Source organism: Pseudoxanthomonas suwonensis J47 (assembly GCF_000513955.1).
GTDB classification, from domain to species: domain Bacteria; phylum Pseudomonadota; class Gammaproteobacteria; order Xanthomonadales; family Xanthomonadaceae; genus Pseudoxanthomonas; species Pseudoxanthomonas suwonensis_C.
The window spans coordinates 32,673-48,794 of record NZ_AZUZ01000025.1; the positions used below are offsets into that span (position 1 = coordinate 32,673).

Consider the following 16,122-nt stretch of genomic DNA (forward strand, 5'->3'; position numbering starts at 1 on the left):
GGCTCAGCCTTCCGTCTTGCCGGGCGCCTTGCCCACGGGCTCGGCTCCGTCGCCGTCCGCACCCGGCTTGACCTCGCGGATGCGGGCGCCGTCGCGCAGCCGCACCGTGCCTTCGACCACGATGCGGTCGCCCGCCTCCAGGCCGGAGACGACCTCGACCTCGCCGAAGCGGCGCGAGCCCAGCTGCACCGGCACCTCGCGCACGCTGGCGCCGTCCTCCGATACGACGAACACGCTGGAGCGGCTGCCGTTCTGCTGCACCGCCAGCTCCGGGATCGCCAGGGCCTGGCGCGCGGCGCGTTCCACGCCCACTTCCAGGAGCATGCCCGGGCGCAGGCGGCCGTCCGGATTGGGGATCTCGGCGCGCACGGTGACCGCGCGCGAGACCGCGTCGACCCGCGAGTCGATCGAGGCGATCGTCCCGCTGAAGGTCTCGCCCGGCCAGGCGTTGCTGCGCGCGTTGACCCGCTGCCCGACCTGCAGCTGCGGCAGCTGCGCCTCGGGCACGGTGAAGTCGAGCTTGATCAGCGAGACGTCGTCGAGGGTGGTGATCGGCGTGCCGGGCGTGACCAGCGAACCGGCGCTGACCAGGCGCAGGCCCAGGACCCCGGCGAACGGCGTGCGGATCACCCGGTCGGCGACGGTGGCGCGCTGGGTGGCGACGCGGGCGCGGGCCGCTTCCAGCGCGGCGCGGCGCGTCTCCAGGTCGGCGCGCGAGACCAACTGGCGCTCGGCGAGCTGGCGGCTGCGCTCGTACAGCTGCTCCTCGTTGCGCAGCTGCGCCTCGGCCTCGGCCACGCCGGCGGCCTGCTGGCCCTGCACCAGGGTGACCAGCGGCTGGCCCTTGCCGACGTACTGGCCGCTCTCGAACTCCACCGAGGCGATGGCCTGGGTGACGCTGGCGGTGATGGTCACCGACTCGCGCGCCTGCGCCGTGCCCAGCGCCTTGAGCTCGTCGGTCCAGCGCACCGGCTGCAGTTCCAGGGTGGTCACCGGCACCGGCGCCGGACCACGGCCGCCTCCGCCATCTCCACGCCCGCAGGCGGACAACACGAGGACGAGCGCGCCGAGCAGCAGGGCGCGAAGCAGGACGGCGATTGGCATGCGTGGATCCGTGGCGGAACAGGCCGAGTTTAGCGGCTTGCCGTCAACGTTCGTGTACACCTTCCGGCGTACATGACCAATGGCCTATGCGGGCACGCCGCCAGTCGCCAGGCTAGATCCAGGAGGTGCCGCCGGCGCTCCAGTCCAGGTCCAGCGCGTCGAGCACCTGCGCGACCAGCGCGTCGGTGGGCGCGGTGGCGTCCAGGTGGACTTCCGGCTGCTCCGGGGCCTCGTACGGCGAGTCGATGCCGGTGAAGTTCGGGATCAGCCCGGCGCGGGCCTTGCGGTACAGGCCCTTCACGTCGCGCGCCTCGGCCACCTCCAGCGGCACGTCGACGAACACCTCGACGAACTCGCCCGGCTCGAAGCGCTCGCGCGCCATCCGCCGCTCGGCCTTGAACGGGGAGATGAAGCTCACCAGCACGATCAGGCCGGCGTCGGTCATCAGCTTCGCCACCTCGGCCACGCGGCGGATGTTCTCCACCCGGTCCTCGTCGGTGAAGCCCAGGTCGCGGTTGAGGCCGTGGCGGACGTTGTCGCCGTCCAGCACGAAGGTGTGGTAGCCCAGCGCGTGCAGGCGCTTGTCGACCAGGTTGGCGATGGTCGACTTGCCGGCGCCGGACAGGCCGGTGAACCACAGCACCTTGGGCGCCTGCCCCTTGATCCGGGCGCGCGCGGCCTTGTCCACGTCGATGTGCTGCCAGTGCACGTTCTCGGCGCGGCGCAGGGCGAAGTCGAGGGTGCCGGCGGCGACGGTGTCGTTGTTCTGCCGGTCGATCAGGATGAAGCCGCCCAGGGTGCGGTTCTCCGCGTACGGGGCGAAGGCGATCGGCTCCTCCAAACTGAGGTTGCAGTAGCCGACCTCGTTGAGCTCCAGGCGCTTGGCGGCCAGGTGTTCCTGGGTGTTCACGTCGACCCGGTGCTTGATCTCGCTGACGCTGGCGGCGACGGTGCGGGTGCCGGTCTTCAGCCAGTAGGGCCGGCCCGGCAGCAGCGGGGCCTCGCCCATCCACAGCAGGTGCGCGGCGAACTGGTCGGCCACCGCCGGCGGATCGCCGGCGGCGGCGATCACGTCGCCGCGGCTGACGTCGATCTCGTCGGCGAGGGTCAGGGTCACCGCCTGGCCGGCACCGGCCACGTCCAGCGGGCCGTCCGGTCCGAGCACCCGGGCGATGGTCGAGCGTCGCGCCGAAGGCAGCACCACGATCGCATCGCCCGGGCGCGCCTCGCCGGCGGCGATGGTGCCGGCGAAGCCGCGGAAATCCTGGTGCGGGCGGTTCACCCACTGCACCGGCAGGCGCAGGCCGCTGGCGGCCTGGCCGTCGTCCAGCTCCACCGTCTCCAGGTGCGGCAGCAGCGCCGGGCCCTCGTACCACGCGGTGTTGGGCGAGCGTTCGAGCAGGTTGTCGCCTTCCAGCGCCGACAGCGGGATCGCCTGCACGTGGGGAATGCCCAGCTGCGCGGCCAGTTCGCGGTAGCCTTCGGCGATGCCGTCGAACACCGCCTGGTCGTAGCCGACCAAGTCCATCTTGTTCACCGCCAGCACCACGTGGCGGATGCCCAGCAGCGAGACGATGTAGCTGTGCCGGCGGGTCTGCGGCAGCAGGCCCTTGCGCGCGTCGACCAGCACCACCGCCAGGTCGGCGGTGGAGGCGCCGGTGGCCATGTTGCGGGTGTACTGCTCGTGGCCGGGGCAGTCGGCGACGATGAACTTGCGCCGGTCGGTGTCGAAGTAGCGGTAGGCCACGTCGATGGTGATGCCCTGCTCGCGCTCGGCGGCCAGGCCGTCGAGCAGCAGCGCGTAGTCGATGCGCTCGCCCTGGGTGCCGTGCTTGCGGCTGTCCTTCTCCAGCGCGGCCAGTTGGTCGTCGAACAGGCGCTTGCTCTCGTACAGCAGGCGCCCGATCAGGGTGCTCTTGCCGTCGTCGACGCTGCCGCAGGTGATGAAGCGCAGCAGCGGCTTGGCCTCGTGCTGGCGAAGATAGCGCGCTACGGCGCCAGCTTCGCCGGGATTCGTGATTCCGGATTCGTGATTGGAAGAAGCGGAAGCGGACGGACGGGCATCGGTGGGCACCGTCGCCAACGCCGGCGCCTGCCCTTTCGAATCACCAATCACGAATCCCGAATCACCGCTCTTCATCAGAAATATCCTTCCAGCTTCTTCTTCTCCATCGATGCGGCCGGGTCGTGGTCGATCACCCGGCCCTGGCGCTCGGAGCTGGTGGTCACCAGCATCTCGGCGATGATCTTCTCCAGCGAGTCGGCCTCCGACTCGATCGCTCCGGTCAGCGGGTAGCAGCCGAGGGTGCGGAAGCGGACCTTGCGCAGCCGTGGCACCTCGCCCGGCGCCAGCGGCATGCGCTCGTCGTCGACCATGATCAGCGCGCCGTCGCGCTCGACCACCGGCCGTTCGGCGGCGAAGTACAGCGGCACCACCGGGATCTTCTCGCGGTAGATGTAGAGCCACACGTCCAGCTCGGTCCAGTTGGACAGCGGGAACACGCGCACGCTCTCGCCCTTGCGGATGCGGGCGTTGTACAGGCTCCACAGCTCCGGGCGCTGGCGCTTGGGGTCCCAGCGGTGGTGCTCGTTGCGGAACGAGAACACCCGCTCCTTCGCGCGCGACTTCTCCTCGTCGCGGCGGGCGCCGCCGATGGCCGCGTCGAACCGCCACTTGTCCAGCGCCTGCTTCAGGCCCTGGGTCTTCATCACGTCGGTGTGCACGGTGGCGCCGTGGCTGAACGGGCCGATGTCCTGGGCGATGCCGTCGGGATTGATGTGCACGCGCAGCTCGACGCCGGTCTCGGCGGCGCGGCGGTCGCGGAAGGCGATCATCTCGCGGAACTTCCAGCGCGTGTCCACGTGCAGCAGCGGGATCGGCGACGGCGCCGGGGCGAAGGCCTTCAGCAGCAGGTGCAACAGCACCGAGCTGTCCTTGCCCACCGAATACAGCAGCACCGGATTGCGGAACTCGGCCGCCACCTCGCGGAGGATGTGGATGCTTTCCGCTTCCAGGCGGTCGAGGTGGGACAGGCGGTGGGCGAGGCTCATCAGTGGCTTCGGTCGGGGCGGACGGTGCAGGCCGCTACCCCGGGGCGGATCCGTACGCCCCCGCAGGGTGGACGCGCACCGGATCCGGGATGGCGAGTATTCGGCTGCGGTCCGCGGCAGCGAAATAAGCGCAGAGCATAAGCCAATAACCACAAGCCGTTTCAGCCGCGCTTTGCGGGTTCCTAACATCGGTCATCCGTCGTTCCGACGTCGTGCCAGGCCACCGCCATGTCCGCCGCGTCTCCCGCACTGCCGCCGAGCCCGCTCAACGAGGACCGCAAGGTCCTGCTGGCGCGGCTGGTCGACGGCCTCGACGCGCCCTCCCTGTGGTGGCTGTCCGGCTACACCGCCGGGCTGGCGCAGGACCACGGCGCGCCGCAGCTGGCCGTGCTTCCCGGGGGTGCCCCGGCCGCCGCGCCCGGCCAGCGCCTGACCGTGCTCTACGGCAGCCAGACCGGCAACGCCCGCCGCGAGGCCGAGAAGCTGGCCCAGGCCGCCGAGGCCGCCGGCCTGGCCGTGCGCCTGGTCCGCACCGACGCCTACCCGACCCGCGAACTGGCCGGCGAACGCCTGCTCTACCTGGTGATCAGCACCCAGGGCGAGGGCGATCCGCCGGACGATGCGATCGGCTTCACCGAGTTCCTGCTGGGCAAGCGCGCACCGAAGCTGCCGGAGCTGAAGTTCGCCGTGCTCGGCCTGGGCGATACCAGCTACGCCGACTTCTGCGGCATCGCCCGCAAGCTGGACACGCGCCTGGCCGAACTGGGCGCGCAGCGCCTGGCCGACCCGGCCTTCGCCGACCTGGACATCGACACCGTCGCCGCCCCCTGGCGCGAACAGGTCCTGGCCCAGGCCCGGGAGCTGCTGAAGGCGGCCCCGGCGGCGCCGGCCACCCACCTGGCCACGGTCACCCCGCTGCGCCCGGCCAGCGCGGCCTGGTCGCACGAGCGCCCGTTCCCGGCCGAGGTGCTGGCCAACCAGCGCATCAGCGGCCGCGAGTTCCGCGGCACCGGCTTCCGCCAGTACCGCGACGACGGCAAGGACGTGCGCCACCTGGAGCTGTCGCTGGAAGGTTCCGGCCTGGCCTACGAACCCGGCGACGCGCTGGGCATCCGCCACCGCAATCCGCCGGCGCTGGTCGAGGCGGTGCTGCAGGCGACGCGCCTGGACGGTAACGCCCCTGTCACGCTGGGCGAGGAAACTCTGTCCCTGCACGAGTGGCTGGCCACCCGCCGCGAACTGACCCGGCTGTCGCGTCCGTTCCTGGCCGCGCACGCGGAGCGTTCCGGCGCCGCGTCGCTGGCACGGCTGCTCGACCCCACCCAGCCTGCCGGCCTGGCGGCGCTGCTCGCGGACCACCAGCTGGTCGACGTGCTGCGCCGCTGGCCGGCGGATTGGGACCACCAGGCGCTGGTCGCGGCGCTGCGCCCGCAGGCCCAGCGCCTGTACTCGATCGCCTCCAGCCGCAAGCGCGTAGGCGAGGAAGCGCACCTGACCGTGGACGTGCTGCGCTACCAGGCGCACGGCCACGACCACGCCGGCGCGGCCAGCGCGTTCCTGGCGGCACTGGACGAAGGCGCGCAGCTGCCGGTCTACATCGAGCCGAACGAGCGCTTCCGCGTCCCCGCCGATGCCAGCCGCGACATCATCATGGTCGGTCCCGGCACCGGGGTGGCGCCGTTCCGCGGCTTCGTCCAGGAGCGCGCCGAGACCGGCGCCGGCGGCCGCAACTGGCTGTTCTTCGGCGCCCAGCACTTCAACACCGGCTTCCTCTACCAGGTCGAGTGGCAGGAGGCCCTGCAGCGGAAGGAACTGCATCGCCTCGACCTGGCCTTCTCCCGCGACCAGGCCGACAAGGTCTACGTCCAGCACCGCCTGCGCGAGCGCGGCGCCGAGGTCTACGACTGGCTGCAGGGCGGCGCCCACCTGTACGTATGCGGCGCCATCGCCATGGGCAAGGACGTGCACGCCGCGCTGCTCGAGATCGTGGCCGCGCACAACGGCGGCGACCGCGACGCGGCCGCCGAATACCTCACCACGCTGCAGACCGAGGGCCGCTACGCCCGCGACGTCTACTGACCCGATCCGGTTCAACGGAAGCACGTCCCCAATCCCGAATCCCGAATCCCGACCAATGAGCCATCCTTCCGTAGAAGACATCAAGACCGGCAGCCGCGGCCTGCGGGGCACGCTGCTGGAAGGGCTGGCCGACCCGGTGACCGGGTCGCTGTCATTCGAGGACCAGCGCCTGGTCAAGTTCCACGGCACCTACCAGCAGGACGACCGCGACATCCGCGACGAGCGCCGCCGGCAGAAGCTGGAGCCGGCGCACCAGTTCATGATCCGGATCCGCGCGCCCGGCGGCGTGTTCAGCCCGGAACAGTGGCTGAAGCTGGACGCGATCGCCACCACCTTCGCCAACCACTCGCTGCGCATCACCACCCGCCAGACCTTCCAGTTCCACGGCGTGATCAAGCGCGAACTGAAGGCGACCATGCAGGCCATCCACGCCGCCGCGCTGGACACCATCTCCGCCTGCGGCGACGTCAATCGCAACGTGCTCGGCTGCAGCAACCCGCTGCTGTCCATCCTGCACGCGCAGGTGCACGACTGGGCGCGCCGGCTGTCGCTGGAATTCCTGCCGAAGACCCGCGCCTACTTCGAGATCTGGCTGGACGAGGAGAAGCTGGCCGACAGCGGCGCCGAGGAGGATCCGGTCTACGGCACCGCCTACCTGCCGCGCAAGTTCAAGATGGCGGTGGCGGTGCCGCCGCTGAACGACGTCGACGTGTTCGCCAACGACTTCGGCCTGATCGCGATCGACGACGGTGCCGGCGGCCTGGCCGGCTTCAACGTCAGCATCGGCGGCGGCATGGGCGCCAGCCACGGCGACCCGAAGACCTACCCGCGGCTGGGCAACGTGGTCGGCTTCGTCACCCCGGACCACGCGATCGACATCGCCCGCGCCGCGCTGCTGGTGCAGCGCGACCTCGGCGACCGGGTCGAGCGCAAGCACGCGCGCTTCAAGTACACCATCGACGACCACGGCGTGGACGCCATCGTCGCGCGCATGGAGGAACTGGCCGGCGTCCAGCTGGAACCGGCGCGTCCGTTCCACTTCGAACACAACGGCGACCGCTTCGGCTGGGTCGAGGGCGAGGACGGGCGCTGGCACCTGACCCTGTCGGTTCCCTCCGGCCGCATCGCCGACCGCCCCGGCGCGCCGCACCTCACCGGCCTGCGCGAGATCGCCAACGTGCACCGCGGCCACTTCCGGGTGACCGCCAACCAGAACCTGGTCATCGCCGACGTGCCGGCCGGCGAGCGCAAGCGCATCGACGCGCTGGTCCGCGACCACGGCCTGGACCTGGAGAACCGCGCGCCCACTGCGCTGCAGCGCACGGCGATGGCCTGCGTCGCCCTGCCCACCTGCGCGCTGGCGATGGCCGAGGCCGAGCGCTACCTGCCGGACTTCGGCGCGAAGCTGCAGCCGCTGCTGGAGAAGCACGGCCTGGCCGAGGCGCCGATCCTGCTGCGCATCTCCGGCTGCCCCAACGGCTGCTCCCGCCCCTACCTGGGCGAGATCGCCCTGGTCGGCAAGGCCCCGGGCCGCTACAACCTGATGCTCGGCGCCGACCACCGCGGCCAGCGGCTCAACACGCTGTACCGCGAGAACATCACCGAGGCCGGGATCCTCGAGGCGCTGGAACCGCTGTTCGCGCGCTACGCCGCCGAGCGCGGCGCGGACGAGCGCTTCGGCGACTTCCTGCACCGCGCCGGGCTCGTCGCCCTGCCCCCGTACCCCACCCACGTCCAGGTCGGGCCGGCCGAAGCCGCCGCGCCCGTCGCCGCCTGACCGCCGTCGCATTGCGTCCGGAGCCTTCCATGAGCCTGACCGCCGCCGCCCCCCAGGAAGCCGCCAACAGCGAGGCCGCATCCACGCCGGGCCTCGACCTGGAAGTCCTCAACAGGCAGCTCGAAGCGATGGACGCCGAGGCCCGCGTGGCCTGGGCGCTGCAGCACGGGCCTGCCACCCACGTGCTGTCCTCCAGCTTCGGCGCGCAGGCGGCGGTGGCGCTGCACATGCTCACCGCGCAGAAGCCGGACATCCCGGTGGTGCTGATCGACACCGGCTACCTGTTCCCGGAGACCTACCGTTTCGCCGACGAACTCACCGACCGCCTCAGGCTCAACCTCAAGGTCTACCGGCCACTGGTGAGCCGCGCCTGGATGGAAGCGCGCCACGGCCGGCTGTGGGAACAGGGCGTGGTCGGCCTGGACAACTACAACCAGCTGCGCAAGGTCGAACCGATGCGCCGCGCCCTGGAGGAACTGGGCGCCGGCACCTGGTTCACCGGCCTGCGCCGCAGCCAGTCGGCCAGCCGCGCCGACACGCCGATCCTGCAGTGGCGCGGCAACCGCCTGAAGGTCAGCCCGATCGCCGACTGGAACGACCGCGACGTGTGGCAGTACCTGAAGAAGCACGACCTGCCCTACCACCCGCTGTGGCACGAGGGTTACGTCTCCATCGGCGACTTCCACACCACCACGCGCTGGGAGCCGGGGATGAAGGACGAGGACACGCGCTTCTTCGGCCTCAAGCGCGAGTGCGGGATCCACGAGGACATCTGAGGTCGCGGCGGCGCCGCAACCTGCGGCGCGTCGATGCCGCCCGCCCCATCGGGGCTTCCCCCCTGCCGCCGGCCCGGCCGACCGGCATAATCGGCGACGGCCGCGCCCGCCATCGACGGGCGGCGGCGCCTACAGGGGGAAAACACGATGCGTCAGTTCCTGCTTCCGGCAGCGGCGTGCCTGCTGCTGTCCGCCTTCCACGCCAGCGCCGCCGGCAACGACCAGGCCGGCGCCGGCCTGTGCAGCAAGGGCAAGGCGGTGAGCGTGCTCTACGCCGGCACCTGGTATCCGGCGAAGGTCCTCGACGGTCCCGACCGGATGGGCACCTGCCTGGTGTCGTACGACGGCTATGGCTCCAACTGGGACGAATGGGTCGGCGCGCAGCGCATGCGCCCGGCGGCGAACGCCGCCGCCACCGCGCAGGCACCGGCCACGAATGCCGCGCCGGCCACCTCGTCGAAGCCTGTCGCCACCACCGGCAAACCGTCGCCGGCAAGCGCCACGCCGGCCGCCGCGGGCAGCGCCGCGAAGACTCCGGCGACCGTCCCGGCCGGCAAGTACACCTGCTACACCTTCGACAGCGGCCAGCTCGACTACACCTACACCGACGTGGTGGTGCAACCGGGCAACCGCTACACGGTGGGCAGGAGCGCAGGCACCTACAGCTTCGACGCGCAGGGACGGATGCGCTTCACCGGGCCGATGGCCAACGCCACCGGCCGGTTCTCGATCAAGTCCGGCGGCAAGCCGCAGATCGACCTGGTGTTCAATGGCGATGCGCGCGCGCCGCTGACCTGTCCGAAGGCGCGATAGGACGCGGAGAGTGCAACCGCGCGCGCCGGCGCACGCTTCCGTCACGCCAGTGCGACGCCTTCTCCACCCGTCGCGCCGGCACACGCGCACCGCACGCGGCGGGTACCGGAGGTGCGCGATGAAGCAGCACCGGGCAGCAGGCAGGGGCAGCGCGCTGGCGCCCGGCATCGCCGCAGGCGTCGCGCTGGGCGCGGTGTTCGGCATTGCCCTGGACAACCTGGCCCTCGGCATCGGCCCGGGGATCGCGCTGTCGCCGGGCAAGGACGGCGACGAGGCTTCCGGCGGAACCGGCGAGGACCAGGACGGAACCTGAGCGGCCGCCGCGCCGCGCGCGTGCCGCTCAGCTGGTGATGGTCTGGGTCAGCGATTCCCAGCTCGGTGGTTCGGGCCAGTCGGGCTCCTGGTTGCCGTCGATCACGCGGCGCAGGTCGCGCTTGTCGATCTGCGGGGCGAGCACGTTGACCAGTTCCAGCGCGTAGTCGCGCAGCACGCGCTCGCGCGGCAGCACCGCCCAGCAGATGCACTCGCTGATCTCCTTCGGCGCCGGCCAGCCGCGCAGGTCGGTGTCGCCGGTGCTGACCGCCATCTCCGCCAGCACGCCCACGCCCAGCCCGGCGCGGACGTAGGTCTTGATCAGGTCCGCGTCCAGCGCAGTCAGGGCCAGGTTCGGCACCAGGCCGACCCCGGTGAAGGCGCGCTGCAGCGAGGACTCCGGGCGCACCGAGGATTCGTAGCTGATCAGCGGGTACTGCGAGAGCTCCTGGATGTCCGGCGCGCGTCCGGCGCGGTCGAGCGCGTGGCCGCGAGGCACCAGCGCCAGCCGTCGCCAGCGGTACAGCGGTACCGCCACCCCGCCCTGCGGTTCGCCGCCGGCGGTACTGACCACGGCCATGTCGGCCTCGCCGCTGCTGAGCAGGTCCAGCGCCGCGCCTTCGGCCGACTGCTGCAGGTGCACGCTGACCTGCGGGAAGTCGCGCTTGATCCGCGCGATCGCCGGCGGCAGCACGAAGCGCGCCTGGGTATGGGTGGTGGTGATGGTCAGCTGGCCGTGGCTCTCGCGGCGCTGGTTGGCGGCGTAGGCGCGGATGTTGGCGGTTTCGGCGAGGATGATCCGCGCCCGCTCCAGCACTTCGGCGCCGGCCGGGGTGATCGCCTCCAGGCTGCGGCCCTTGCGCACGAACAGCAGGAAGCCCAGCTCGTCCTCCAGCTGCTTGAGCTGCTTGGACAGGCCGGGCTGGGTCGCGTGCACGCGCGCCGCGGCCAGGGTGATGTTGAGCCCGGCATCGGCGATCGCGACGAGGTAGCGCAGCTGGGTCAGCGTCATCGGGTGGGGTCCGGTGCAACGCGCGGGCGACAGAAGCGGACTGTAAGAGGGAATGCCCTCACGATCTTATAACCGGAAGGCATGAACTATGTGCGGCAAGTTATTTCCGCCGGTTATGAGGCCGTCGTACGGTCCCTGCATCCCCTTGCCGGTCGCCTCCCGTGAGCCTGCCTGCCGCCTCCCCCTCCGGTTTCGACCTGCCCCCGGGCGGCGTCGCCCTGGTCGGCGCCGGGCCGGGCGACCCGGGCCTGCTGACCCTGCACGCGGTCCGCGCCCTGGAACAGGCCGACGTCGTCCTGCATGACCGCCTGGTCGGCGCCGGCGTGCTGGCCCTGGTCCCGGCACGGACGCTGCGGATCGAGACCGGCAAGTCCGCCGGCGCCCACGGCATGGCCCAGGACGGCATCCATGCGCTGATGCTGGAGCACGCCCGCGCCGGCCGCCGCGTGGTCCGGCTCAAGGGCGGCGACCCGTTCGTGTTCGGGCGCGGCGGCGAGGAACTGGAGTTCCTGCGCGCCCATGGCATCCCCTTCCGCGTGGTCCCCGGCATCACCGCCGCGCTGGCCTGCGCCGCCTACGCCGGGATCCCGCTGACCCACCGCGACCATGCCCAGTCGGTGCGGCTGCTCACGGCGCACTGCCGCGACTCGGTCGACACCCTCGACTGGGAGGAGCTGGCCCGCGAACGCCAGACCCTGGCCATCTACATGGGCGTCGCCGGGCTGGAGCGCCTGCGCGAGCGCCTGCTCGGCGCCGGCCGCGACCCGGCCACGCCGTTCGCGCTGGTCGAGAACGGCTCGCGCCCGGAGCAGCGCGTGGTCACCGGCACCCTCGTCGACCTGCCCGATACCGCCCGCGCCCACGCGGTCGCCTCGCCGGCGCTGCTGATCCTCGGCGAAGTGGCGGCGCTGGCGGCGCAGCTGCACTGGTTCGGCGCGCTTCCACTGGGCCCGCTGCATGCTGAACCGGCGTTGGCCCGGGCCGCCTGAATCTCCCGTACTGCCTTCCACGTCCCCGACTTCCACGAAACACGGAACCCACCCATGGCTATCTACGACAGCATCCTCGACACCATCGGCCGCACCCCGGTCGTCAAGCTGCACCGCGTCGCGCCTTCGCACGTGGAGCTCTACGCCAAGGTCGAGGCCTTCAACCCCGCCGGTTCGGTCAAGGACCGCCTGGCCCTGGCGATCGTGCTCGATGCCGAGGCCAAGGGCCTGCTCAAGCCCGGCGACACCATCGTCGAGGCCACCTCCGGCAACACCGGCGTAGCCCTGGCCGCGGTGGCGGCCGCGCGCGGCTACAAGTTCGTGGCGACCATGGTCGAGACCTTCTCGATCGAGCGCCGCAAGCTGATCCGCGCCTACGGCGGCAAGGTGATCCTGACCCCGGCGGCCGAGCGCGGCACCGGCATGGTGCGCAAGGCCGAGGAACTGGCGAAGAAGCACGGCTGGTTCCTCGCCCGCCAGTTCGAGAACCCGGCCAACCCGGCCTACCACCGCCAGACCACCGCCGCCGAGATCCTGCGCGACTTCGCCGGCCGCCGCCTCGACCATTTCGTCAGCGGCTGGGGCACCGGCGGCACCCTGACCGGCGTCGGCGAGGTGCTGCGCGTGGCCCGTCCGGAAGTGAAGATCACCGCGGCCGAGCCGGCCAACGCCTCGCTGCTGGCCGGCGGCGAGTGGAAGCCGCACAAGGTCCAGGGCTGGACCCCGGACTTCGTCCCGGCCGTGCTCAACCGCGAGGTCGCCGACCGGATCCTCGGCGTCACCGACGACGAGGCCATCGCCACCGCGCGCCGCCTGGCCGCCGAGGAAGGCATCTTCGTCGGCATCTCCTCCGGCGCCACCGTGGCCGCGGCGCTGAAGGTCGCCGCCGATGCGCCGGAAGGCTCGGTGCTGCTGGCAGTGCTGCCGGATACCGGCGAGCGCTACTTCTCGACCCCGCTGTTCGAAGGCGTCAACGAGGGTTCGGACGACGAGTGGCTGGATTCGCTGGGCTGAGCGCGACGCGCCAGGCCGAAAAGCGGAAGGGCGGCCAATGGCCGCCCTTCTCCGTCATGCCCCCGGCGAAGCCTGCTCAGGGCTTCATCGAGCCGGTCTCGAGGTAGCGCTGGTGCCAGGACAGCGCCTCGCCCAGCAGGTGCGGGGTGTGGCGGCCCCTGCTGTCGCGCATGGCGCGGTCGAAATAGTCCTGCAGCAGCGGCCTGTAGTCCGGGTGCGCGCAGTTGTCGATGATCTGCTGCGCGCGCTGCTTCGGCGACAGGCCGCGCAGGTCGGCCAGGCCCTGCTCGCTGACCAGTACCGCCACGTCGTGCTCGGTGTGGTCGACGTGGCTGACCATCGGCACGAAGGCCGAGATCGCGCCGTTCTTGGCGGTGCTCGGGGTGACGAAGCAGGACATGAAGCCGTTGCGGGCGAAGTCGCCGGAACCGCCGATGCCGTTGATGATGCTGGTGCCGGCCACGTGGGTGGAATTGACGTTGCCGTAGAGGTCGGCCTCGACCATGCCGTTCATGGCGATGCAGCCGAGGCGGCGCACCAGTTCGGCGTGGTTGGAGATCTCCTGCGGGCGCAGCACGATCTTCTCGCGGTACAGGTCGATGTTGCGGACGAACTCTTCCACGCCCTCGGGGCTGAGCGAGAACGAGGTCGCCGAGGCCATGTCGATCGTGCCGTTGCCGATCAGCTCCAGCATGCCGTCCTGGATCACCTCGGTGAACGCGGTCAGGCCGCGGAAGCCGCCCTCGTGCAGGCCGGCCAGCACCGCGTTGGCGATGTTGCCCACGCCCGACTGCAGCGGCAGCAGGTGCTCGCCCAGGCGCCCGGCCCTGATCTCGTGGCGGAAGAACTCGACCAGGTGGCCGGCGATGCGCCTGGAGGTCTCGTCCGGCGCGGTGAAGCGGCCGATGCGGTCCGGCGCGTCGCTCTCGACCACGGCCACGACCTTGTCCAGGTCGACCTTCAGGTAGGGTTCGCCGATGCGGTCGCCCGGCCGGGTCAGCGGGATCGGCTTGCGTTCCGGCGGCAGTGCGGTGCCGTAGTAGATGTCGTGCATCCCGTCCAGGCCCATCGGCTGGCGGTGGTTGACCTCGATGATCACCTTGTCGGCCAGGTCCAGCCAGGTCTTGTTGTTGCCGACCGAGGTTGACGGGACCAGGCGGCCGTCGGGCAGGATCGCGGTGACCTCGATCACCGCCACGTCGATCTTCCCGAGGAAGCCGAACCAGGTGTACTGGGCGACGTGGCCGAGGTGGATGTCCATGTATTCGATCTGGCCGCCGTTGATGCGCGCGCGCAGTTCCGGGTCGGACTGGTACGGCAGGCGGAAGTCGATGCCGCCGGCGCGGGCCAGGGCGCCGTCGAGCTCCGGCGCGGTGGAGGCGCCGGTGAGGATGCGCAGGGCGAAGGACTCGCCACGGTCCTGGGCGGCGGCGATGCGGTGGGCCAGGGCCAGCGGGACCGCCTTCGGGTAGCCGGCGCCGGTGAACCCGCTCATCCCCACCGACATGCCCGGTTCGATCAGCGTGGCGGCCTGTTCGGCGGGCATGAGCTTCGCGGCGAGCCCCGCGTGGGCGATCCTGTCGTTCATTGCTACTGCAGTCGGGGGAAACAGCGCATTTTAGCGGTCCGGGGGACCGCGGCCGTGAGCGCGCGCGCGCCTGGACCTTCGATCTTCGGCGTATTGCACTGCAGCGAAAGATATGCGCCACTTCGGCCACGGCCGCCGTTGGCGCCGGAGGCGGGCCGCCGGCGATCCCGCCCGTCCATGGCCGGTCCGCCCCGCCCCGCGGGGCACGGCGACACCAGCCGCAGCGCCCACCCGGCAATCCGGTGCCCTGGCTCCCGGCCGCCGCGCAGCGCGCGGCTCAGGCCTCGGCCATGAACGCTTCGATCTCGTCGGCCGAGCGGGCCAGGCCCTCGGTCAGCACGCGATGGCCGTCGCCGGTGACCAGCACGTCGTCCTCGGTGCGGATGCCGATGCCGCGCCATTTCGCCGCCACGGTGGTGTCGTCCGGCGGGATGTACAGGCCCGGCTCGATGGTCAGGACCATGCCCGGCTCGAGCAGGCGCGACTGGCCGTCGATGCGGTAGTCGCCGACGTCGTGCACGTCCAGGCCCAGCCAGTGGCCGCTCTTGTGCCGGTAGTAGCGCCGGTAGTGGCCCTCGGCGATGTTCTTCTCCAGGCCGCCCTTGAGCAGGCCCAGGTGCAGCAGGCCTTCGGTCAGCGTCCGCACCGCGGCCTCGTGGATCGCCTCGTAGGGCACGCCCGGGCGGGTCTGCTCCAGCGCCGCGGCCTGCGCCGCGCCGACCAGGTCGTGCAGCGCGCGCTGCTCCTTCGTGAAGCGGCCGTTGGCCGGGAAGGTGCGGGTGATGTCGGCGGCGTAGTTGCGGTACTCGGCGCCGGCGTCGATCAGCACCAGGTCGCCGTCGCGGACCTTGCCCGTGTTGGCCACGTAGTGGAGCACGCAGCCGTTGGCGCCGGCGCCGACGATGCTGCCGTAGGCCGGCCAGCCGTCGGCGGCGCGGAACACGCGCTCCAGCTCGGCCTGCAGTTCGTATTCGTGGATCCCCGGCCGGACCGCGCGCATCGCCGCCTGGTGGGCGCGCACGCTGATCGCCGCGGCCTTCTCCATCAGCCGCACCTCGTCGCGCGACTTGAACAGGCGCTGCTCGTGCAGCAGGTGGCCCAGCTCGAGGAACTCGTGCGGCGGCTGCGCGCCGTGCCGCACCTGCGCGCGCACGCGGTTGACCCAGCCGATCAGCTTGAGGTCGAACTCGGCGTCGCGGCCGAAGTGGTAGTAGACGCGGCTGCGGCCCTCGAGCAGGCCCGGCAGGATCTCGTCGAGGTCGTCGATCGGATAGGCGTCGTCCATGCCGAACACCGACACCGCGCCCTCCTGGCCGAAGCGCGGGCCATCCCAGCCCTCGCGTTCCGGGTCGCGCTCGCGGCAGAACAGCAGCGCCTCGCCGTGCTTGCGCCCGGGCACCAGCACCAGCACCGCTTCCGGCTCCGGGAAGCCGCACAGGTACCAGAAGTCGGAGTCCTGGCGGTACGGGTAATGGGTGTCGTGGCTGCGCACGCGCACCGGCGCGGCGGGCAGGACCAGGATGGCGTCCTCGCCTGCCATGCGCATCAGCTGGCGGCGGCGGCGGGCGAACTCGGCGCTGGTGATGCCGGTGATCGAGCGGAGCATG

The 16,122-nt window shown here is 71.5% G+C and carries 12 protein-coding genes and 1 pseudogene; 7 read left to right on the forward strand and 6 right to left on the reverse strand.

The features are described from left to right. Positions 1 to 3 precede the first annotated feature (3 nt). From M503_RS0108165 to cysD, 3 genes are all read right to left on the reverse strand, one after another. The gene (locus tag M503_RS0108165; RefSeq protein WP_037060914.1) at positions 4 to 1,104 is read right to left on the reverse strand and encodes an efflux RND transporter periplasmic adaptor subunit; all 1,101 of its coding nucleotides are present in this window, start codon (positions 1,102 to 1,104) and stop codon (positions 4 to 6) included. A 112-nt stretch (positions 1,105 to 1,216) separates the two neighbouring features. Continuing rightward, a complete protein-coding gene (cysN, locus tag M503_RS0108170; RefSeq protein ID WP_028920086.1) occupies positions 1,217 to 3,178 on the reverse strand; it encodes a sulfate adenylyltransferase subunit CysN in 1,962 nt (653 codons plus the stop codon). Positions 3,179 to 3,243: 65 nt separating this feature from the next. Further along, positions 3,244 to 4,155 (reverse strand): sulfate adenylyltransferase subunit CysD, encoded by a 912-nt coding sequence (gene cysD, locus M503_RS0108175; protein ID WP_028920085.1) that lies wholly within the window; start codon positions 4,153 to 4,155, stop codon positions 3,244 to 3,246. A gap of 228 nt (positions 4,156 to 4,383) precedes the next feature. Here cysD and M503_RS0108180 point away from each other — a divergent pair, with 228 nt between their 5' ends. The 5 genes from M503_RS0108180 (at position 4,384) to M503_RS16005 (ending at position 9,913) form a co-directional block, all read left to right on the forward strand. After that, the gene (locus tag M503_RS0108180; protein ID WP_028920084.1) at positions 4,384 to 6,234 is read left to right on the forward strand and encodes an assimilatory sulfite reductase (NADPH) flavoprotein subunit; all 1,851 of its coding nucleotides are present in this window, start codon (positions 4,384 to 4,386) and stop codon (positions 6,232 to 6,234) included. A gap of 55 nt (positions 6,235 to 6,289) precedes the next feature. Then, positions 6,290 to 8,011, forward strand: coding sequence for an assimilatory sulfite reductase (NADPH) hemoprotein subunit (gene cysI, locus M503_RS0108185; RefSeq protein ID WP_028920083.1), 1,722 nt, complete (start codon positions 6,290 to 6,292; stop codon positions 8,009 to 8,011). Between the two features lie 29 nt (positions 8,012 to 8,040). Further along, complete coding sequence (locus tag M503_RS0108190; protein WP_051414405.1) at positions 8,041 to 8,787, forward strand: phosphoadenylyl-sulfate reductase; 747 nt, start codon at positions 8,041 to 8,043, stop codon at positions 8,785 to 8,787. 147 nt (positions 8,788 to 8,934) lie between these two features. Next, positions 8,935 to 9,600, forward strand: coding sequence for a hypothetical protein (locus M503_RS16000; protein ID WP_037060916.1), 666 nt, complete (start codon positions 8,935 to 8,937; stop codon positions 9,598 to 9,600). Between the two features lie 118 nt (positions 9,601 to 9,718). Further along, positions 9,719 to 9,913, forward strand: coding sequence for a hypothetical protein (locus M503_RS16005; RefSeq protein WP_037060918.1), 195 nt, complete (start codon positions 9,719 to 9,721; stop codon positions 9,911 to 9,913). A 27-nt stretch (positions 9,914 to 9,940) separates the two neighbouring features. On the opposite strand, the gene M503_RS0108210 is transcribed toward M503_RS16005, so the two are convergent. Further along, positions 9,941 to 10,924, reverse strand: a complete 984-nt coding sequence (locus M503_RS0108210; protein ID WP_028920081.1) for a LysR family transcriptional regulator — start codon at positions 10,922 to 10,924, stop codon at positions 9,941 to 9,943. 128 nt (positions 10,925 to 11,052) lie between these two features. Between M503_RS0108210 and cobA the strand changes: the two are divergent. Beyond that, positions 11,053 to 11,913: pseudogene (gene cobA / locus M503_RS16010) on the forward strand (uroporphyrinogen-III C-methyltransferase); the annotation flags it as partial. 54 nt (positions 11,914 to 11,967) lie between these two features. Further along, complete coding sequence (gene cysK, locus M503_RS0108220) at positions 11,968 to 12,927, forward strand: cysteine synthase A (RefSeq protein ID WP_028920079.1); 960 nt, start codon at positions 11,968 to 11,970, stop codon at positions 12,925 to 12,927. Between the two features lie 76 nt (positions 12,928 to 13,003). Here the strand turns inward: cysK and M503_RS0108225 are convergent, their stop codons facing one another. Together M503_RS0108225 and M503_RS0108230 are read right to left on the reverse strand one after the other, a co-directional pair. Next, positions 13,004 to 14,515, reverse strand: coding sequence for an acetyl-CoA hydrolase/transferase family protein (locus M503_RS0108225; protein ID WP_028920078.1), 1,512 nt, complete (start codon positions 14,513 to 14,515; stop codon positions 13,004 to 13,006). A gap of 277 nt (positions 14,516 to 14,792) precedes the next feature. Further along, complete coding sequence (locus M503_RS0108230; protein ID WP_028920077.1) at positions 14,793 to 16,121, reverse strand: aminopeptidase P N-terminal domain-containing protein; 1,329 nt, start codon at positions 16,119 to 16,121, stop codon at positions 14,793 to 14,795. Position 16,122 lies beyond the last annotated feature (1 nt).